This is a genomic window from Sulfitobacter aestuarii, from assembly GCF_042685005.1.
GTDB classification, from domain to species: Bacteria; Pseudomonadota; Alphaproteobacteria; order Rhodobacterales; family Rhodobacteraceae; genus Sulfitobacter; species Sulfitobacter aestuarii.
On the sequence record NZ_JBHUMP010000001.1, the window covers coordinates 264,076 to 280,629 of the forward strand.

17 protein-coding genes and 1 other RNA gene are annotated in these 16,554 nt (G+C 63.5%); 9 read left to right on the forward strand and 9 right to left on the reverse strand.

Annotation, left to right across the window (positions count from 1 at the left end):
- Nucleotides 1-50 precede the first annotated feature (50 nt).
- Nucleotides 51-899 (forward strand): prephenate dehydratase, encoded by an 849-nt coding sequence (locus tag ACFSUD_RS01355; protein WP_386370713.1) that lies wholly within the window; start codon nt 51-53, stop codon nt 897-899.
- A 195-nt stretch (nt 900-1,094) separates the two neighbouring features.
- Here ACFSUD_RS01355 and ACFSUD_RS01360 read toward each other — a convergent pair whose 3' ends face one another.
- Genes ACFSUD_RS01360 through nudC form a run of 3 tightly spaced genes read right to left on the reverse strand, consistent with a single transcriptional unit; the run spans nt 1,095 to nt 3,361 of the window.
- A complete protein-coding gene (locus tag ACFSUD_RS01360; protein WP_386370715.1) occupies nt 1,095-1,835 on the reverse strand; it encodes a helix-turn-helix transcriptional regulator in 741 nt (246 codons plus the stop codon).
- 49 nt (nt 1,836-1,884) lie between these two features.
- On the reverse strand, nt 1,885-2,352 hold the full coding sequence (locus ACFSUD_RS01365) for an SRPBCC family protein (protein WP_386370717.1): 468 nt from the start codon (nt 2,350-2,352) through the stop codon (nt 1,885-1,887).
- Between the two features lie 40 nt (nt 2,353-2,392).
- Complete coding sequence (gene nudC, locus ACFSUD_RS01370) at nt 2,393-3,361, reverse strand: NAD(+) diphosphatase (protein WP_386370719.1); 969 nt, start codon at nt 3,359-3,361, stop codon at nt 2,393-2,395.
- A 234-nt stretch (nt 3,362-3,595) separates the two neighbouring features.
- Between nudC and ffs the strand changes: the two genes are divergently transcribed.
- Nucleotides 3,596-3,693, forward strand: an RNA gene (gene ffs, locus ACFSUD_RS01375) — signal recognition particle sRNA small type.
- 88 nt (nt 3,694-3,781) lie between these two features.
- On the opposite strand, the gene ypfJ is transcribed toward ffs, so the two are convergent.
- The gene (ypfJ, locus tag ACFSUD_RS01380) at nt 3,782-4,618 is read right to left on the reverse strand and encodes a KPN_02809 family neutral zinc metallopeptidase (protein WP_386370720.1); all 837 of its coding nucleotides are present in this window, start codon (nt 4,616-4,618) and stop codon (nt 3,782-3,784) included.
- 63 nt (nt 4,619-4,681) lie between these two features.
- Here ypfJ and ACFSUD_RS01385 point away from each other — a divergent pair, with 63 nt between their 5' ends.
- The 4 genes from ACFSUD_RS01385 to recR all read left to right on the forward strand — a co-directional run bounded on the left by ACFSUD_RS01385 (nt 4,682) and on the right by recR (nt 7,903).
- The gene (locus ACFSUD_RS01385; RefSeq protein WP_386370722.1) at nt 4,682-5,044 is read left to right on the forward strand and encodes a DUF202 domain-containing protein; all 363 of its coding nucleotides are present in this window, start codon (nt 4,682-4,684) and stop codon (nt 5,042-5,044) included.
- A gap of 65 nt (nt 5,045-5,109) precedes the next feature.
- Entirely contained in the window at nt 5,110-6,849 is a 1,740-nt protein-coding gene (locus ACFSUD_RS01390) for a DNA polymerase III subunit gamma/tau (protein WP_386370724.1), read from the forward strand.
- A gap of 54 nt (nt 6,850-6,903) precedes the next feature.
- A complete protein-coding gene (locus ACFSUD_RS01395) occupies nt 6,904-7,248 on the forward strand; it encodes a YbaB/EbfC family nucleoid-associated protein (protein ID WP_386370726.1) in 345 nt (114 codons plus the stop codon).
- Nucleotides 7,249-7,309: 61 nt separating this feature from the next.
- On the forward strand, nt 7,310-7,903 hold the full coding sequence (gene recR, locus ACFSUD_RS01400; RefSeq protein ID WP_386370728.1) for a recombination mediator RecR: 594 nt from the start codon (nt 7,310-7,312) through the stop codon (nt 7,901-7,903).
- A gap of 111 nt (nt 7,904-8,014) precedes the next feature.
- Here the strand turns inward: recR and ACFSUD_RS01405 are convergent, their stop codons facing one another.
- From ACFSUD_RS01405 to ACFSUD_RS01415, 3 genes are all read right to left on the reverse strand, one after another.
- A complete protein-coding gene (locus ACFSUD_RS01405; RefSeq protein WP_386370730.1) occupies nt 8,015-9,184 on the reverse strand; it encodes a type III PLP-dependent enzyme in 1,170 nt (389 codons plus the stop codon).
- Nucleotides 9,185-9,432: 248 nt separating this feature from the next.
- Nucleotides 9,433-10,536 (reverse strand): endonuclease/exonuclease/phosphatase family protein, encoded by a 1,104-nt coding sequence (locus ACFSUD_RS01410; RefSeq protein ID WP_386370732.1) that lies wholly within the window; start codon nt 10,534-10,536, stop codon nt 9,433-9,435.
- Nucleotides 10,537-10,665: 129 nt separating this feature from the next.
- A complete protein-coding gene (locus tag ACFSUD_RS01415) occupies nt 10,666-11,445 on the reverse strand; it encodes a DUF1013 domain-containing protein (protein WP_386370734.1) in 780 nt (259 codons plus the stop codon).
- Between the two features lie 124 nt (nt 11,446-11,569).
- Here ACFSUD_RS01415 and ACFSUD_RS01420 point away from each other — a divergent pair, with 124 nt between their 5' ends.
- Nucleotides 11,570-12,214 (forward strand): ribonuclease T2 family protein, encoded by a 645-nt coding sequence (locus ACFSUD_RS01420; RefSeq protein WP_386370736.1) that lies wholly within the window; start codon nt 11,570-11,572, stop codon nt 12,212-12,214.
- 261 nt (nt 12,215-12,475) lie between these two features.
- On the opposite strand, the gene ACFSUD_RS01425 is transcribed toward ACFSUD_RS01420, so the two are convergent.
- On the reverse strand, nt 12,476-13,462 hold the full coding sequence (locus ACFSUD_RS01425; RefSeq protein ID WP_386370738.1) for an NAD(P)H-quinone oxidoreductase: 987 nt from the start codon (nt 13,460-13,462) through the stop codon (nt 12,476-12,478).
- Between the two features lie 131 nt (nt 13,463-13,593).
- Here ACFSUD_RS01425 and ACFSUD_RS01430 point away from each other — a divergent pair, with 131 nt between their 5' ends.
- Nucleotides 13,594-14,829 (forward strand): class I adenylate-forming enzyme family protein, encoded by a 1,236-nt coding sequence (locus ACFSUD_RS01430; protein ID WP_386370740.1) that lies wholly within the window; start codon nt 13,594-13,596, stop codon nt 14,827-14,829.
- Nucleotides 14,826-15,926 (forward strand): acetyl-CoA C-acyltransferase, encoded by a 1,101-nt coding sequence (locus tag ACFSUD_RS01435; protein WP_386370742.1) that lies wholly within the window; start codon nt 14,826-14,828, stop codon nt 15,924-15,926. Before ACFSUD_RS01430 ends, ACFSUD_RS01435 begins: the two co-directional genes overlap by 4 nt.
- On the opposite strand, the gene ACFSUD_RS01440 is transcribed toward ACFSUD_RS01435, so the two are convergent.
- Nucleotides 15,915-16,460 (reverse strand): biotin transporter BioY, encoded by a 546-nt coding sequence (locus ACFSUD_RS01440; protein WP_386370744.1) that lies wholly within the window; start codon nt 16,458-16,460, stop codon nt 15,915-15,917. The two genes, ACFSUD_RS01435 and ACFSUD_RS01440, sit on opposite strands and share 12 nt — an antisense overlap.
- Nucleotides 16,461-16,554 lie beyond the last annotated feature (94 nt).

Sequence of the window (16,554 nt, forward strand, 5' to 3'; positions counted from 1 at the left end):
ATCGCCCTGCCCCAGCCTTGCACGGGCAGCAAACACCGAGGAACGCGCCGATGAACGTCAAATCCGCCCCGCGTATCGCCTTTCAGGGCGCTCTGGGTGCCTATAGCCACGAGGCCTGCCTGCAGGCGCGCCCCGACATGACGCCGGTGCCCTGCAAGACCTTTGAAGGGGTGATCCGTGCGGTGCGCGAGGGCCGCGCCGATCTTGCGATGTTGCCGGTCGAGAACACCACCTATGGCCGGGTCGCCGATATCCACCGGCTGCTGCCGGAGAGCGGACTGCATATCATCGCCGAGGCTTTCGTGCGGGTAAGGATCGCGCTGATGGCGGTGCCGGGCGTGAAGCTGGGCGACATCCGGCATGTGCGGGCCCATCTGGTGCTGCTGCCGCAGGCGCGCAGCTTCCTCAACACCCACAACATCACTTCGGAAGCCGCTGCCGACAGCGCCGGCGCCGCCGCCGAGCTCGCGATCTCCGGCGCCCGCAGCGAGGGAGTGCTGGCCAGCGCGGTGGCCGCCGACATCCATGGGCTCGAGGTTCTGGCCCGCGACATCGAGGATCAGGATCACAACACGACCCGCTTCCTGCTGATGGCGCCGGATATCGATTTGGCGCGCCGCGCCGAACGGATGCTGACCACTTTCGTCTTCGAGGTCCGCAACATTCCTGCGGCGCTCTACAAGGCGATGGGCGGTTTCGCCACCAATGGTGTGAACATGACCAAGCTCGAAAGCTACATGGTCGGTGGCTCCTTCACCGCGACGCAATTCTATGCCGATATCGAGGGACATCCCGACGACCCCGCCGTGCAGCGTGCGCTCGAAGAGCTGGCCTATTTCACCAACAGTCTCGACATTCTCGGGGTTTATCCGGCCCATCCGGGCCGCGGCGATTCCTGACGCCCGCCTGACGCGGCAGCATCCAACCCGATGGCAGCCCCATGTCTTCAAATCGGAAGACGTTAACGGGCTACCATCAGGTTGGCGATAATCACTGCCTGAAATCCTCGTGTGACAGGGTGGTCGCACGATGCCCGGATACCTAGTCAGATCGGCGGTTTTCTACTATTGGGGGAAATTCCCCATTTGACCCGGTCAGGGATCAATCAGGTTGAGCACCAACGCCTTCACCAGGGCCTGATCGCGGGTGCGCGCATTGAGTTTATGCTTGGCGCTGCCGATATGCTTTTCCAGCGTTTTCTCACTGATATTAAGCGCATGGGAAATCTCGGCAGGCCGCATGCCAATCACGAGATAGCTCAGGCAATCCCGTTCGCGCTGCGACAATTGCGGCAGGAGTATCGATGACGGCCCCCGAAATCCATTGTCGATGATTTGCGAGATATAGTTCAAATCGTAGGAATACTCACGCCAATGCGCCACCATTTCCTTATAGGTCCGCAGCGTGCCAAAGGCGAAGGCGAGACCTGAAACCGGTCGGCCATTCTGTGCAAAGCTGGTTCCGATCGATACGCCCTGACGCATCCCGATCTCAGCCTCGTGAGCGCGGCGACGGATTTGCGCGGGTCGCGCGCCGTCGAGCAGTCGGGGATCCTCCCAAAACACCAGCCGCGCGCCGTCGCGCACCTTGTCGATGGTGATCTTGTCATTGATCGGATCGTCGCCGCCCGCGGCCCAATCCTGCGGATAGGTGTTGCGAAAATATCCCGCGGTAGCATTTCCCAGCCGCCGCGCCTCGGCGGCCAGCGGAATGATCCCGTAGCCAATCGCCGTCACCCCGTATTCGGGCAGCATCTGCTGACAGACATTCCAAAGCTCATCGCTTGATCCGAGGCTAGCAGCGCGTCCGGCGAGTTCGATGATTTCAGGTTTCATGCTGTTTCGCGCACCTCACTGCCACCCTGCGTCAGCATCGCGGCGCAGGTCAGGCGAGACGTCCATGGCGTTCTTCCAGGGTTTTCGCGTAGTCGGCGATGCGCAGCTTGAACTTGCGGGTCAGCGACGTTTTCGCCAGCTTCATCGATTGCACCAGCAGCCGCGCCGACAGGTTGAGGGGCTTGATGTCGAGCACGATGGCAACCCGTGTACGATTGCGCGACAGCGGCATCAGTTCGATCGCCATCACCCCCATGAGGCCAGGCGACGTGCTTTCCAGCACCATCTCCTGCGGCCGGTCGAACGCCACCATTTCGAGCTGCATTTCACGGCGTTTCCCGCGCAGATCGAAGGCCGCGCGCCAGGTTATGCCCGTAGCGGGCTTAGGCAGCTGATCGACCCGCTGCACCTCGGCACCGCGCCGAATGGCCGCGCGTTCGAAGTTTTCGAAATCGCAGAGCATGTCGAATACCGCCTCGATCGGCGCGTTGATATCTTCCTTTGTGGAGAATTTCATGCCACGTCTGCCTGCCTGTTTCGATTTCCCCACTTATCCGTCAATTCAATGTATCCGCAAGCCAGTTTGCCAGGAGAAAATGCGCAATTGCGCCTTTGCGTGCCGGCAGGATTACCGGGTGCAGTCCTGCGAAAATATCCGCCATATCCTCGCGGCTGATCCAGAGCGCGTCTTCTATTTCGACCGGATCGACGGTGAGTTCCCTTCCCAGCGCGGTTCCCGAGCAGCCCAGCATCAAAGAGGCGGGGAAAGGCCAGGGTTGGCTGGCCAGATAATCGACCTGCCCGACCCGAACCCCGGCCTCCTCGAAAACCTCGCGACGCACCGCGGCCTCAAGGCTTTCGCCCGGTTCGACGAACCCGGCCAGCAGCGAGTACATGCCGTCGGGCCAGCCCGGGCTGCGCCCCATCAGCACAGAATTGCCATGGGTGATCAGCATGATCGCCACCGGGTCGGTGCGCGGAAAATGCCCCGCCTTGCAGGACGGGCAGACGCGCTGCCACCCGGCCTGCGTCATCTCGCTCCGCGTGCCGCAAGCCGCGCAGAATCCGTGACTGTCATGCCAGGCGAGGAGCGCCTTGCCGGTCGCCGCCAGCTCGGCATCGCGCGCGTCAAGCCAGGGCATAACCCGGCGCAGCTCCGCAAAGACCTGACCGTCTTCAAGAAGCGGATGGCATTGTTCGCTGGTATCGGTGAAAGCCCCCAGTGTCTCGGTGTGAAGATCGGGTGGGGTCCAGTGCGAGATATCGAACGCGAAACGCGGCGCGCCGGACTCCCGGCCAAGCAAGATCGGGGGCAGGCGCGTATCGCTCAGCACCGGATGGTCCATGCCAAGACGCACCAGAAATGCCGGCCGCGCGATATTCACCAGCGGTTTGCCGCGCCAGAACAGCAGCCCCCGGGCCGCCGGGTCGGTCTTGGCGCGATGCACCGCCTCTGCATCGGCGCGCAGCTCCCCTGCCCTGTCCAGCGCCGAACCGCCGAAGGTTACCTGCTCCGCTCTTCGCACCTGCTGCCCCTGTTCTCCTGTTTCTCATGCAAGGCTTGGCACGGGGATGGATGAAATGGCAATGCCGGGGGGCTTGGGCGCAGCGTCGTGATCCGCTCGCATATCGAAATCCAGATCGCTGCAGGGTCCACATTCCGGACCTGAGAGTTCGAGATCGACGAAAGTCTGCTTAGGACAAAGAGGGCAAACGTTGTGATCCTTGCACTCCGTGCGCGGAGGTCCTATATCGGGTTTCGAGAGGTTGGTGCGGGCAGGCGCCTCGCCAACCCGGTCAGATCCGGAAGGAAGCAGCCGTAACGAGCCCCGCTTGGGTCGTTATCAGCCTCTCACCTTAGACCATTCGCCTTGCAGAAAGGCGATGCTTGGAAATCCAGCCTCAAGATGGATGAAATCGGTCGAGGCGATCTCCCTACACACCCCTCACAGGCTCTCGGCGGAGAACGTATCGCAGGATCCAATCTGACCGCTCTCGAACCCGGTGGCAAACCAGCGCGAGCGTTGCTCGGAAGTGCCATGGGTGAACGTATGCGGCTGGGGAACCCGTCCGGCCTGCCGTTGCAGATAGTCATCGCCGATCTTGCGTGCCGCGTTCAGCGCTTCGTCAAGGTCGCCCTTTTCCATCAGGCCTCTTACATTGGATGCCCAGATGCCCGACAGGCAATCGGCCATCAACTCAAGCCGCACGGTCAGGGCATTGGCCTCGACTTCGGACGATTGCTGGCGGGCGGCGTTCACCTGGGGAAGAATGCCGAGCTCGTTTTGCACATGGTGCGCAACCTCATGCGCGATGACATAGGCTGCGGCGAAATCGCCTTCCGCTCCCATGCGCTGGCCTAGCAGATCGAAGAATTGCGTATCGAGATAGGCGCGCTGATCCGCCGGGCAATAGAACGGTCCGGTCGCGCCGGAGGCCCCGCCACACTGGCTCTGTGTCACGCCGGAGAACACGACCAACTTGGGCGGCGTGTAGGTCTCACCGAGCTGTTCCTGAAATATCTTGCCCCAGACATCTTCGGTTGTCGCCAATACCTGCGCGGAGAATTGCGTCATCTCGCTGTCCTCCGCAGTGACGGGTGCGCTCCGCTCGACCGGCGCACCGCCGCCCCCGGTCAACAGCGGCGTGACGTCGATGCCGGTGAAATAACCGATCGCCAGCACCGCCAGCACGCCGACGACGCCAAGCCCCCCGGCCCGTCCGACCCCGCGACCGCGCCGTACTTCCACATTCCGGCTGCGTCTTATCCCGCGTAGTCGCATGTGATCGATCCCGTGCTATCTGATGTTATTGCCAAAGCAACGCATGATAACGGAAATGGTTCAATGAGCGACAAGAATGACCTTGCCGAAAACCGCACCGATTGGGCAGAGGATCGGACGATCCTTGCTAACGAGCGCACCTTTGCGGGCTGGATGCGCACCGGCATGGCATCCCTGGCAGTGGCGATCGGGCTCAAGGCGGTATTCGGCGCTTTCGACCCGACATGGGTGGCCAAGGCCGCGGCGACGATCTTCGTGATCGCGGCGGTCTACATCTTCTGGGCGGCGCATGACACGGCGACGAAGACGCTCGAGCGGCTGAACGATCACCATGCCAATGCCCAGCCGAACCGCCGCATGAAAGCCATGGCGGTGGTGTTCAGCATCGCCTCATTTGCGGTGGGCGCGATTCTCTGGATGCTGTGAAGCGGTGGACGCGCCCGCGCTCAGCGCCTAGTTTGGCCCGGTGAACGAATCCGAACCGAGGCATCATGACCGACGCAACCGCCTATCGCGTGCTGGCCCGCAAATACCGGCCCGAAACCTTCGCCGATCTCGTCGGGCAGGACGCCATGGTGCGCACCCTGAAGAACGCTTTCGCGGCCGACCGTATCGCGCAGGCCTTCGTGATGACGGGGATCCGCGGCACCGGAAAGACCACGACCGCGCGGATCATCGCCAAGGGGATGAACTGCATCGGCACCGATGGTCAGGGCGGCCCGACGACCGACCCCTGCGGGCAATGCGAGCATTGCGTGGCGATCATGGAAGGCCGCCATGTCGATGTGATGGAGATGGACGCGGCCTCGAATACCGGGGTGGCCAATATCCGCGAGATCATCGATTCCGTCCATTATCGGGCGGCGTCGGCGCGCTACAAAGTCTATATCATCGACGAAGTTCACATGCTCTCGACAGGCGCTTTCAACGCGCTGTTGAAGACGCTGGAGGAACCGCCCGAACACGTCAAATTCATCTTCGCCACGACCGAGATCCGCAAGGTGCCGGTTACGGTGCTGTCACGCTGCCAGCGCTTCGATCTGCGGCGCATCGAGCCCGAGGTAATGATCGCGCTGCTGAAGAAGATCGCCGGGGCGGAGGGCGCCGAGATCGCCGAGGACGCGCTGGCGCTGATCACCCGGGCGGCGGAAGGTTCGGCTCGGGATGCGACCTCGCTGCTCGATCAGGCGATCAGCCACGGCGCCGGAGAGACCAGCGCCGAACAGGTCCGCGCAATGCTCGGCCTGGCGGACCGCAGCCGGGTGCTCGACCTGCTCGACATGATCCTGCGCGGCGATGCGGCGGGGGCGCTGACCGAACTTTCCGGTCAATATGCCGATGGCGCGGACCCGATGGCGGTGCTGCGCGACCTTGCCGAGATCACCCATTGGGTTTCGGTGGTGAAGATCACCCCCGACGCCGCCGAGGACCCGACGATTTCGCCGGAAGAACGCACCCGCGGTCAGGCGATGGCGGAAGCATTGCCGATGCGGGTACTGACAAGGCTCTGGCAGATGCTGCTGAAAGCGCTCGACGAGGTCGCGGCCGCCCCGAACGCGATGATGGCAGCGGAAATGGCGATCATCCGGCTTACCCATGTGGCGGATTTGCCCAGTCCCGAGGAATTGCTGCGCAAACTGAACAATACGCCGGTGCCTCCTGCCCGGACACCCGGTGGCGGTGGCGGGGCTTCGATTTCCGGCACCGGCTCGCAGGCCAGTGCCGTAGGCCGCCACCCTGCCGGTGGCGGCGGCGGTCAGGTCACGGCGCTGGCCGCTCAGGCCGAATCCGCCCTGGCCCGGTTTCCGAGCTTCGATCATGTGGTCGAGCTGATCCGTACGCATCGTGACGTGAAACTGCTGGTCGAGGTCGAAACCTCGCTGCGCCTCGCCGCCTATCAGCCCGGGCGGATTGAATTCGTCCCGACCGAGACCGCCCCCCGCGATCTCGCGCAAAGGCTCGGCGCCAAGCTGCAGCTCTGGACCGGCAACCGCTGGGCGGTGATCATCGTCAACGAGGGCGGCAGTGAGACTATCGCGGAAGTGCGCGATGCCAAGGAGCTGACTCTCAAGGCGCAGGCCACCGAGCATCCGCTGATGCAGGCCGTGCTGGCGCAATTCCCCAAGGCCCGGATCACCTCGATCCGCACGCCCGAACAGATCGCCGCCGCGGCGGTAAGCGAGGCATTGCCCGAGGTCGAAGATGTATGGGACCCGTTCGAAGACGGTTGATCCGCGGCACAGGCAGCCTCATATGACACCCAAGCTGAACATTAGGAGAGAGCAATGCTCAAAGGATTAGGCGGGCTCGGCGACATGGCCGGGATGATGAAAAAGGCGCAGGAGATGCAGGGCAAGGTGACCCAGCTCCAGGAAGACATGCACAACATCATGGTCGAGGGCGAGGCCGGTGCCGGGCTGGTCAAGGCGACCTGCACCGCCAAGGGCGAGCTCAAGACGCTGGACATCGATCCGTCGATCTTCAACGGCGATGACAAGGAGGTCGTCGAAGACCTGATCCTCGCCGCGATCAAGGACGCGCAGGGCAAGGCCAGCGACCGGGCCCAGGAAGAGATGACCAAGCTGACCGAAGGCATGGGCCTGCCCGCGGGCATGAAGCTGCCGTTCTGATCGGCGCGGTACCAAGACGCGCCGGGGCATCGTCCCGTGCCCTGGCGCAGAAAGAGCGGCCGTGAACAGCACGCGTGACATCGACGCCCTGATCGACCTGATGGCAAGGCTGCCCGGTCTCGGTCCGCGCTCGGCCCGGCGCGCGGTACTGCATCTGATCCGCAAACGCGCGCTGCTGCTGACACCGCTGGCCGACATGATGCAGCAGGTTGCCGCCACGGCGCGCGAATGCCTGAACTGCGGCAATGTCGGGACCAGCGATATCTGCGATATCTGCAACTCAGAAAAGCGCGCCAACGGCGAGCTCTGTGTTGTCGAGGATGTCGCCGATCTCTGGGCGATGGAACGTTCCGGCGTGTTCAAGGGGCGCTATCACGTGCTCGGCGGCACGCTCTCCGCGCTGGATGCCGTCGGCCCGCAGGAATTGCGGATTCCCCAGCTGATCGACCGGGTGGCCGGGGAGAATATCAGCGAGGTGATCCTTGCCCTCAATGCCACGATCGACGGGCAGACGACCGCGCATTACATTGCCGATCAGCTCGAGGACAAGGTGCGTCTTACATCGCTTGCCCAGGGCGTGCCGATCGGCGGTGAACTCGATTACCTCGATGACGGCACGATCACCGCGGCGATGCGCGCGCGCAAGTCGCTCTAAACATCGCTGCACGCACGCCGAACAACATTCACGATTAGCCCTTGAATGATGAACGGCCGCCCGCTCCTCCCAAAGCGGACGGCCTTTTCCGTGCGACGCAGATCAGCCCGTTCAGAGGACGATCACATCCAGCGGCGGAAATCCATTGAACCCTACAGAACTATAGGAGGATGTATAGGCCCCGCAGTTGCGAATCATAACCTTGTCGCCATCTTTCAGAGCGAGCGGCAAATGGATCGGGCGCTTTTCATAGAGGATATCCGCCGAATCACAGGACGGACCCGCAAGCACGCAGGGGCCGGTATCGCCGCCGTCATGCGGTGTTGCGATCTGATAGCGAATCGCCTCGCCCTCGGTCTCCGCCAGACCCGAAAATCGTCCGATGTCGAGATAGACCCAGCGATGCAGATCATCCTCCGATTTCCGGCTGACCAGCACCACCTCTGCAGCGATATGACCTGCATCCGCGACCAATCCCCGGCCGGGCTCCGCCATCACTTCGGGAACGGCGCCGAAACGGGCCTCGACCGCCGCCATCACACTGGCCGCATAGCTTTGCGGTGCCTCGATCGCCTCGCCGTGAAAGGCCGGGAAGCCGCCCCCGAGATTCAGCAATTGCAGGTCGTGACCGGCAGCGCGCGCCGCATGCCAGAGCGGCGCGACCTGATCGAGAACCGGGATCCAGAACGCTGCCTTGCGGGTTTGCGAGCCGACATGGAACGACAGGCCGTAGGGCACAAGGCCGAGCGCCTTGGCATGATCAAGCAGGCCGGGAAGCGATTGCGCGGCACAGCCGAACTTCCGGCTCAACGGCCAATCGGCCATGGAATTTTCCACGATCAACCGCAGATAGACCCGCGCGCCCGGCGCATAAGCGGCGATCTTCTCCAGCTCGGCATCGGAATCCGCGGCAAAGAGGGTCACGCCGACGCCATGGGCAAACGCAATGTCGGAAGCGCGCTTGATGGTATTGCCGAAGGAAATATCGGACGGGCTCGCGCCCTGGCTAAGGCAGAGCTCGATCTCGGCGCGCGAGGCCGCGTCAAATCCGGCTCCCTTCTCGACCAGCAGACGAATGATCTCCGCAGCCGGATTGGCCTTCACCGCGTAGTGAATTTTCGCCCGGCCGAGCCCGTTGCGCAGAGCGTCGTACTGCATGGCCACCCGGCCACGGCTGATCACAAGGGTCGGACGGTCAAAGCTGTGCGCCGCGATATAGGCGGCGGCCAGATCAACATTTGCGGATGGGGCGTCAAATGCGCCGGAAACCATAGCGTTCATTGGTCATCTCCAAAGAGCAGGTGGGGCTGTAAACGCCCCAAGAGTCGTTTCAAGAGACGTTACCGTCGCTACATAAACGCGGGTCAGTCAGGTTCGAACCGACCGGCCAGAGGCGCGTGCGTTGGCGTCTGTGAAGCGCCACATACGTTGTTTTGAGATTCGATCAAGGGGTATTTCGGAGAATTCTGAAATTGGCTCTTTCGCGCCCCCGCCGCGGCTTCCGGCAGAGGCCCGGGGCGGCTCGCGCGTCAATCCTCCCAGTCGCTGCCGATCGCCTCACGCTCGCGTTTCTTCTCGTCCTCGACCATCTCCACGACCTCGCGTTCTTCCTCGACATCGCTTTCGCCCGGGTCCGCATCGGCTTTCTCGCTCGCGGCCAGCGCCAGGACAAACCACATGGGAAAATGATCCGATCCGATCTTCTCGGTTCTCTCCATATACACCAGACGAAACTTCGGGTCATGAAACAGGTGATCGAGCGGCCAGCGCATCCAGGGCATCGTGGCGCTGAACGTGTTGTAAAATCCGCGTCCCACCCGCGGATCGAGCAGACCCGATAGCCGCTGAAAACGGCGCGTCGTGGTTGACCAGGCGACATCGTTCAGATCGCCGGTGACGATGGCGGGGAGCGGATCCTCGGCGGCCTCCATCCCGATCAGCGCGATCTCGGCGTCCCGGCCCTGGGTATCGTGATCGATCACGGGGGGCTCCGGATGCACGACGTAGAGCCGGAACTTCGCTCCGTCGCGCAGTACGACCGTCGCCCTGATCGACGGAACCCCGTCAGTGATCATCTCGCGCACCTGCGTATCCCGCAACTCGAGCTTTGACATCACGCAGAGGCCATAGCCGTTGGTTTTCGGCACCTCGACCCAATAAGGATAATCGGCGCGAAATTCCTGCGACAGTGCCGCGATCCAGTCGGCGTCCACTTCGATTGCCATGCCGATGTCCGGATCCCGTTCGCGAATGAGCGAGATCAGCCGACCATAGGCGCGATTGGATAATTTTACATTCGATGCCAGCAGCGAAACCCGTCGGTCGCGAGCCTGGACAAGATCACCGTCGGCCTTCACCGATTGCCTACGCCAGAACGGCGTAAACTTGGCGATGTAGATCGCCTGCGCGCCCGCCACCAACAGCAGCAACAGGGTCCCAATCCATCGCGCATGGCCCGATTGGGTGAAGAACATCGCGATGGCAAGAACAAGGGCCAGTCCAAAAAACTGCTCCCGCGGAAAGGCCAACCCGCGGACGCTGCCGTGGGGCAATTTGCTGAGCGGCATCAGTGTCGCGAGAATGAGAAGTCCGGTCAGTCCCCAAAGCAAGATGTTCAGAACACTGCTCTCCATCCGCGCGCGCTTTGCCTCCCAGGGGATTCAATGACAACAGGGCGCCGGACATTGCCCGGCACCCTGCATTATCAACTCCGATGACAAGCGGAGAGTTCCGAAACCGTCCCGCCATGGCGAAGGAGCAACCTATTTGTCGTCGTCGTCCTTGTCGGCTTCTTCATCCTTGTCGTCAGGGATGCTGAAGAAGCTGTCAGCATCGGAATAATCACCCTTGTGGCGGCTCTCTTCCTCGTCTTCATCCTCCTCGGACGTACCGGACAGGGTGAAGGTCTCGAGACCCTCGATCGCCGTCGGGATCTTCGGCTCGTTCTCCATGCCAAGACTCTGCTCGGTGCTCACCAGCTTGCGGCGCTCGTCATCGCTCATCACGCCACCTTCGGCGAGCTTCTTGGCAGCGGCCTTTTGCACCGCGGCATCGAGCTCGGATTGACGACTCAGTCCAAGCGCCACTGGATCGATAGGCTGGATATTGGCAATATTCCAATGCGTGCGCTCGCGGATCGCCTGGATAGTCGGCTTCGTCGTTCCGACCAGCTTGCCGATCTGACCATCGCTGAGCTCGGGATGGAACTTCACCAGCCAAAGGATCGACGCCGGGCGGTCCTGCCGCTTGCTGAGCGGCGTATAGCGCGGCCCCCGCCGCTTTTCCTCGCCCTGTGCGGCCGCGTTGAACTTCAGCTTCAGCCGATGCAACGGGTTGCCCTCGGCGGTGTCGATCTCTTCCTGGGTCAGCTGATTGTTTGCTATCGGGTCGAACCCCTTCACACCCTGCGCGACATCACCATCCGCAATGCCCTGCACTTCCAGCTCATGCATGCCGACGAAATCGGCAATCTGCTTGAAGCTGATGGTGGTGTTGTCGACCAGCCAGACTGCAGTGGCCTTGGCCATGATCGGTTTTGCCATGTCGCTCTCTCCTAAAAACACATTTTCCCCGTCGCCTGAAAGGCTGTCCCGCGGGGCGGAACGGTTTCCATTGTAGGGGAATTGGCATCTATATAGAGAGATCAACCGGACAAGGAAAGACCAAATGCGGCGTCACCTCCTGCGGCTCATTCTCCTCGGCCTTGCACTTTCCCACCCGGCCACGGCGGCGGAAGACCGGGCCGGATATTTCGACTATTTCGTATTGTCGCTGAGTTGGTCCCCAAACTGGTGTGCCCGCAATCCGGGCCGCGACGAAGAGCGTCAATGCGCAGAAGGCAGCGGTCAGGGCTGGGTCCTGCACGGGCTCTGGCCGCAATATGATCGAGGTTACCCGAGCTATTGCCAGGCCGCCGCACGCCCGCCGACCCGCGCCATGACCGCGGCAATGGCAGACATCATGGGCAATCCCGGCCTGGCCTGGCATCAATGGAAGAAACACGGCAGCTGCACCGGTCTCAGCGCGGCAGAATATTTCGAGCTGTCCCGCAGCGCCTATGCCGATATTGCCCGCCCGGTGGTATTTCGCAAACTCAGCCGCGACATCCGCCTGCCTGCTTCGGTGGTCGAGGAAGCCTTCCTCAAGGCCAATCCCGACCTGACGCCGGAATCGATCACCATCACCTGCAAGGCGGGACACATACAGGAGGCGCGGACCTGCCTGTCCCGCGAAATGACTCCGATACCCTGTGGCGCCGATGTACGGCGTGACTGCCGCCTTGAAGACGCGCTCTTCGCGCCGCTGCGCTGAAACATAGTCGGCGGCACTTCGATGAGCCGTCGAAGCCTCCAGCGGAGGTATTTTCGGCCAGAAGAAGCGGAAGCCCGCCTCACAGACGCGGTTGCGAGGCGGGCAGGTTGAAGGACCGATCGGTCGCTTCTCCTGACACGGTCATCGGCTCCTCAGCCTGTACCGTGCTGCCTTCGTGACAGGACAGGGTGAACATATCGTTTCTTCTGACCCTAAATACCTCCGCCGGAGGCATTTGCCGTCAGGCAAATCAAGCCGCGTTCAACCGTCGACCTTCAGGACGATCTTGCCGATATGACCGCTGGTCTCCATCCGTGCATGGGCATCACCGGCAGCCGCGAGTTCATATTCGGAATCCATGACCGGAGCGACCCGCCCGGCATCGAGCAAGGGCCAGACATTCTCGCGCAATTCCGCTGCGATCCTGGCCTTGGCAAGGTCGCTCTGTGGGCGCAGGGTGGAGCCGGTCAGGGTCAGGCGACGGGTCATCAGCGGTGCAAAATTGACCTCGACCTTCGGTCCCTGCAGAAAAGCGATCTGCACCAGTCGACCGTCATCCGCCAGCGCCTTGAGGTTGCGCGGGATGTATTCGCCCCCGACCATGTCGAGGATCAGGTTTGCGCCGCCTTCGGCCTGCAGCACATCGACGAAATCCGTATCCCGGTAATTGATTGCCGCTTCGGCCCCGAGTTTCATGCAGGCCGCGCATTTGCTGTCGGTGCCGGCGGTCGTGAAGACACGGGCGCCGAAAGCCTTGGCGAGCTGGATCGCCGTCGTGCCGATCCCTGAAGAGCCGCCATGCACGAGAAATCGTTCGCCGGCGGTGAGCCCGCCGCGCATGAAGACGTTCGACCAGACCGTGAAGAAGGTCTCGGGCAGGCAGGCGGCTTCCTTCATCCCCATGCCCCGTGGCACCGGCAGACAATGGGCGGCCGGGGTCGCGACATATTCCGCATAGCCGCCACCGGGCAGCAGGGCGCAGACCTTGTCGCCCACGGACAGATCCGTCACACCTGCCCCGACGGAGACGATTTCGCCGGAGGCTTCGAGTCCGGGAAGGTCGCTGGCGGAGGGTGGCGGGGCATACATTCCCGCCCGCTGCAACGCGTCGGGGCGATTGACCCCGGCATAGGCCACCCTGATCACCACCTGATCATGATCCGGCTGCGGGATCGGGCGCTGGGTGAGTTGCAGCATCTCCGGTCCGCCGGGCTTGGTGATCTCGACGGCGCGCATCGTATCGGTCATCGCTGGTCCTTTCCGTTCTGGTTTGCGGCAGCATAGGTCAGGCGATGGCCCGGCGCATCCCGATTTTGCGCACTTGGCCCGGGCGCGGGGGATTTGCTATGGCAGAGAAGTGACGGCAGCAGGAGCAACGTATGGGTGCTGAGACGACATTCGACTGGCATGAGGCGGCGCGGCTCTTCGTCGAAACGCGTCCCGTCTCGCGCCCCTCGTCGGCGCAGGGGAGCGGATTTCGGCTTATCCGGGCCGTACCGAGCGCCGAAAGCCTGCCACGGCTCGGCGAAGCCTTGATGGATCAGGTGCCTTTCTGCCTTTACGACGGTCCGTCACCGAGGGTCGACAACCTGCCACCCGGAAATTTCTGTACCCTGAGCGGCGGCTCTTCGGGGAATGCCAAGGTGATCCGGCGCAGCCAGATGTCCTGGATCGCCTCTTTCATGGTCAACGCCGCGCTGTTCGGTTTCACGCCGCGGGACCGGGTCGCGCTGCTTGGGCGGCTGAGCCATTCGCTGGCGCTTTACGGCCTGCTCGAAGCGCTGCATCTGGGGATGGACGCACATGTGCTGGACGGGCTGTCGCCGGGACGGCAATGGGCCGCGCTCGAACGGCAGCGGATCACCATTCTCTATCTGACCCCGACGCAGATGCGTCTGATCTGCCAGGCGGCCAGGGGTCGGGTGAACGAGGATTTGCGGCTGGTCATTTGCGGGGGCGGCATGTGCGACCGGGCCACGCGATCCGCGATGCAACGCGCGTTCCCAAGCGCCCGGCTGCATGAATTCTACGGCGCGGCGGAGACCTCTTTCGCCACCATCACTGATCTTGATACGCCGGACGGATCGGTGGGCCACCCCTATCCGGGTGTCACCCTCGAGATCCGCGATGCCCATGGGTCTCCGATCGACGGTGTCGGCGCGGTCTGGGTGCGCAGCCCCTATCTCTTTGACGGCTATGCGGCCGGACAGAGCCGGGATACCCTTTTGGACGGAGGTTTCGTGACTGTCGGCGAGATGGGCGAAATCGATGCCCGGGGCAACCTCTGGCTGCGGGGACGACGCAGCCGTATGGTGACGATTGCCGATCAGAACGTCTTTCCCGAGGAAGTCGAACAGGCGATCCTCGCGCTTCCGGAGGTCGCGGCCTGCGCCGTTCTCCCGGTCGCCGATCCGCTGCGCGGTCATCGTCTGGTGGCGATCGTGGAGGGGGTTCACGACGTCGAACTGGCCACGCGGCTGCAGCGCCATTGCCGTGAAACGCTCGGCGCGCTGGCAGCGCCGCACCGGGTCCTGTTTCGCGAGAGTCTGCCGTTGCTGCCCTCCGGCAAGACCGACCTGCGGGCGCTCGCGCGCTGGCTGGAAGAGCCTGTATGAGCGTCCGGATCATTGCCGCCTGTCGCAGCCCGGTCGCGCCACGTGGCGGGGCGCTGGCGGCCCTGTCTTTGCAGGATCTTGCCGCGCCGGTGATCGCTGGCCTGCTCGAACAGGCGGAGCTGGCGCCCGATCAGGTCGACGAGGTGATCGTCAGCAATGCGCTCGGAGCCGGCGGCAATCCGGCGCGACTGGTGTCGCTGGCGGCCGGTCTGCCGCAGCGGGTGGCGGGGCTGAGCATCGACCGGCAATGCGCGGGCGGGCTCGATGCGCTGCTGCTGGCACGGCAGATAGTGCTGAGCGGCGCGGCCGAGGTGGTGATCGCGGGCGGTGTCGAGAGCTATTCGCGCCGACCTCTGCGCCTGGCGACCTTTGCCGATGGCCGGGCGCCACAGCCTTATGATCAAGCGCCCTTCACGCCCTGGCCCGACCGTGACCCTGGCATGGCTGACGCCGCGGCGATCTTGGCAGAGAGCCAGCGGATCGCGCGGCAGGCGCAGGACGAATGGGCGATCGCCAGCCATGCCAAGGCGAGGAACGCGGTGCCGGGACGCGGCGAAATCGTGTCTGTGGCAGGGCTGGCGCAGGATGCTTTCACCCGCCGCCTCGGCCCGGCTCTCTGCCAGCGTGCAAAGGTGATCAGCGGCAGTATCACCGCAGCCAACATGGCGGTGGCGGCCGATGCCGCCGCCTTTTGCGTCGTGGTGTCCGCGCAGACAGCGGCGCGGCAGAGGCGAACGGGTGTTGAACTCGTGTCCGGGGCGACGCTGGGTGCCGTGCCGGAATGTCCCGGGCTGGCGCCACTTGCCGCGATCGAGAAAGCGCTCGCCAATGCGTCTCTGGAAATCTGCGATATCGACACCGCGGAGATCATGGAGGCTTTCGCCGTGCAGGCCATCGCCTGCGTCGAAGGCGCGGGCCTCGATCCTTCGCGCGTCAACCGGGGCGGCGGGGCACTGGCGCGCGGGCATCCGATCGGTGCCTCAGGCGCGATCAATGCGGTGCGGCTTTATCATGAGCTGCGGCACTGCGGCGGGGTCGGCCTCGCCGCCATAGCGGCGGCAGGAGGCCTCGGGACCGCGTTGGTCCTATCCGCGTGACAGCAGGCTGGCCGGGCGGGCTTTCGCCAGGCCGGCGGTGATGAACCCGGCCAAAACCGCCTTGAGCACATCACCGGGAATGAAGGCTGTGACCAGAGCGGTGGCCTCGAGCGCGGTCTTGTTCAGCATCACCATCATGCCGAAGATCCCGAAGACATACATGACGAGTATCCCCCCGACCACCGAGGCGATCCCGGCCGCAAGGCCCAACGGGAGGCTGCGCCACTGGCTGACCATGAAACCGGTGACGAAAGCCGCGATCGGCCAGCCGATCAGGAAACCGACCGACGGTGTCGCAAAGGCGCCGAGCCCGCCGCGCCCGCCTGCCAGCAGCGGCAGTCCGAGGGCCACAAGGGCGAGGAACAACAGCACCGCCGCGGCCCCCCGGCGTGCGCCGAGCACGGTGCCGCAGAGCATGACGCCGAGGGTCTGAGCGGTGATCGGGACACCGAAGGCGAGCGTGAATTTGGGCACCAGGCCGAGTGCTGCGATCAGCGCGGCAAACAGCGCGATCAGGGTGAGGGAACGTTCCATCTGTCTATCCTTGTCTATGCGCCCGCGGCGCTTCTCGCCTCAATCGGTAGTATGCTGCAGTGCAGCGGTCAACCCTGGGTTGGCAGGGCGCGGT

Bases quoted from the DNA above. Each gene is read 5' to 3' on its own strand.
- ACFSUD_RS01355 (WP_386370713.1), top strand. From the start codon at position 51: ATGAACGTCAAATCCGCCCCGCGTATCGCCTTTCAGGGCGCTCTGGGT.
- ACFSUD_RS01360 (WP_386370715.1), bottom strand. From the start codon at position 1,835: ATGAAACCTGAAATCATCGAACTCGCCGGACGCGCTGCTAGCCTCGGA.
- ACFSUD_RS01365 (WP_386370717.1), bottom strand. From the start codon at position 2,352: ATGAAATTCTCCACAAAGGAAGATATCAACGCGCCGATCGAGGCGGTA.
- ypfJ (WP_386370720.1), bottom strand. From the start codon at position 4,618: ATGCGACTACGCGGGATAAGACGCAGCCGGAATGTGGAAGTACGGCGC.
- ACFSUD_RS01385 (WP_386370722.1), top strand. From the start codon at position 4,682: ATGAGCGACAAGAATGACCTTGCCGAAAACCGCACCGATTGGGCAGAG.
- ACFSUD_RS01390 (WP_386370724.1), top strand. From the start codon at position 5,110: ATGACCGACGCAACCGCCTATCGCGTGCTGGCCCGCAAATACCGGCCC.
- ACFSUD_RS01395 (WP_386370726.1), top strand. From the start codon at position 6,904: ATGCTCAAAGGATTAGGCGGGCTCGGCGACATGGCCGGGATGATGAAA.
- ACFSUD_RS01405 (WP_386370730.1), bottom strand. From the start codon at position 9,184: ATGAACGCTATGGTTTCCGGCGCATTTGACGCCCCATCCGCAAATGTT.
- ACFSUD_RS01410 (WP_386370732.1), bottom strand. From the start codon at position 10,536: ATGGAGAGCAGTGTTCTGAACATCTTGCTTTGGGGACTGACCGGACTT.
- ACFSUD_RS01415 (WP_386370734.1), bottom strand. From the start codon at position 11,445: ATGGCAAAACCGATCATGGCCAAGGCCACTGCAGTCTGGCTGGTCGAC.
- ACFSUD_RS01420 (WP_386370736.1), top strand. From the start codon at position 11,570: ATGCGGCGTCACCTCCTGCGGCTCATTCTCCTCGGCCTTGCACTTTCC.
- ACFSUD_RS01425 (WP_386370738.1), bottom strand. From the start codon at position 13,462: ATGACCGATACGATGCGCGCCGTCGAGATCACCAAGCCCGGCGGACCG.
- ACFSUD_RS01430 (WP_386370740.1), top strand. From the start codon at position 13,594: ATGGGTGCTGAGACGACATTCGACTGGCATGAGGCGGCGCGGCTCTTC.
- ACFSUD_RS01435 (WP_386370742.1), top strand. From the start codon at position 14,826: ATGAGCGTCCGGATCATTGCCGCCTGTCGCAGCCCGGTCGCGCCACGT.
- ACFSUD_RS01440 (WP_386370744.1), bottom strand. From the start codon at position 16,460: ATGGAACGTTCCCTCACCCTGATCGCGCTGTTTGCCGCGCTGATCGCA.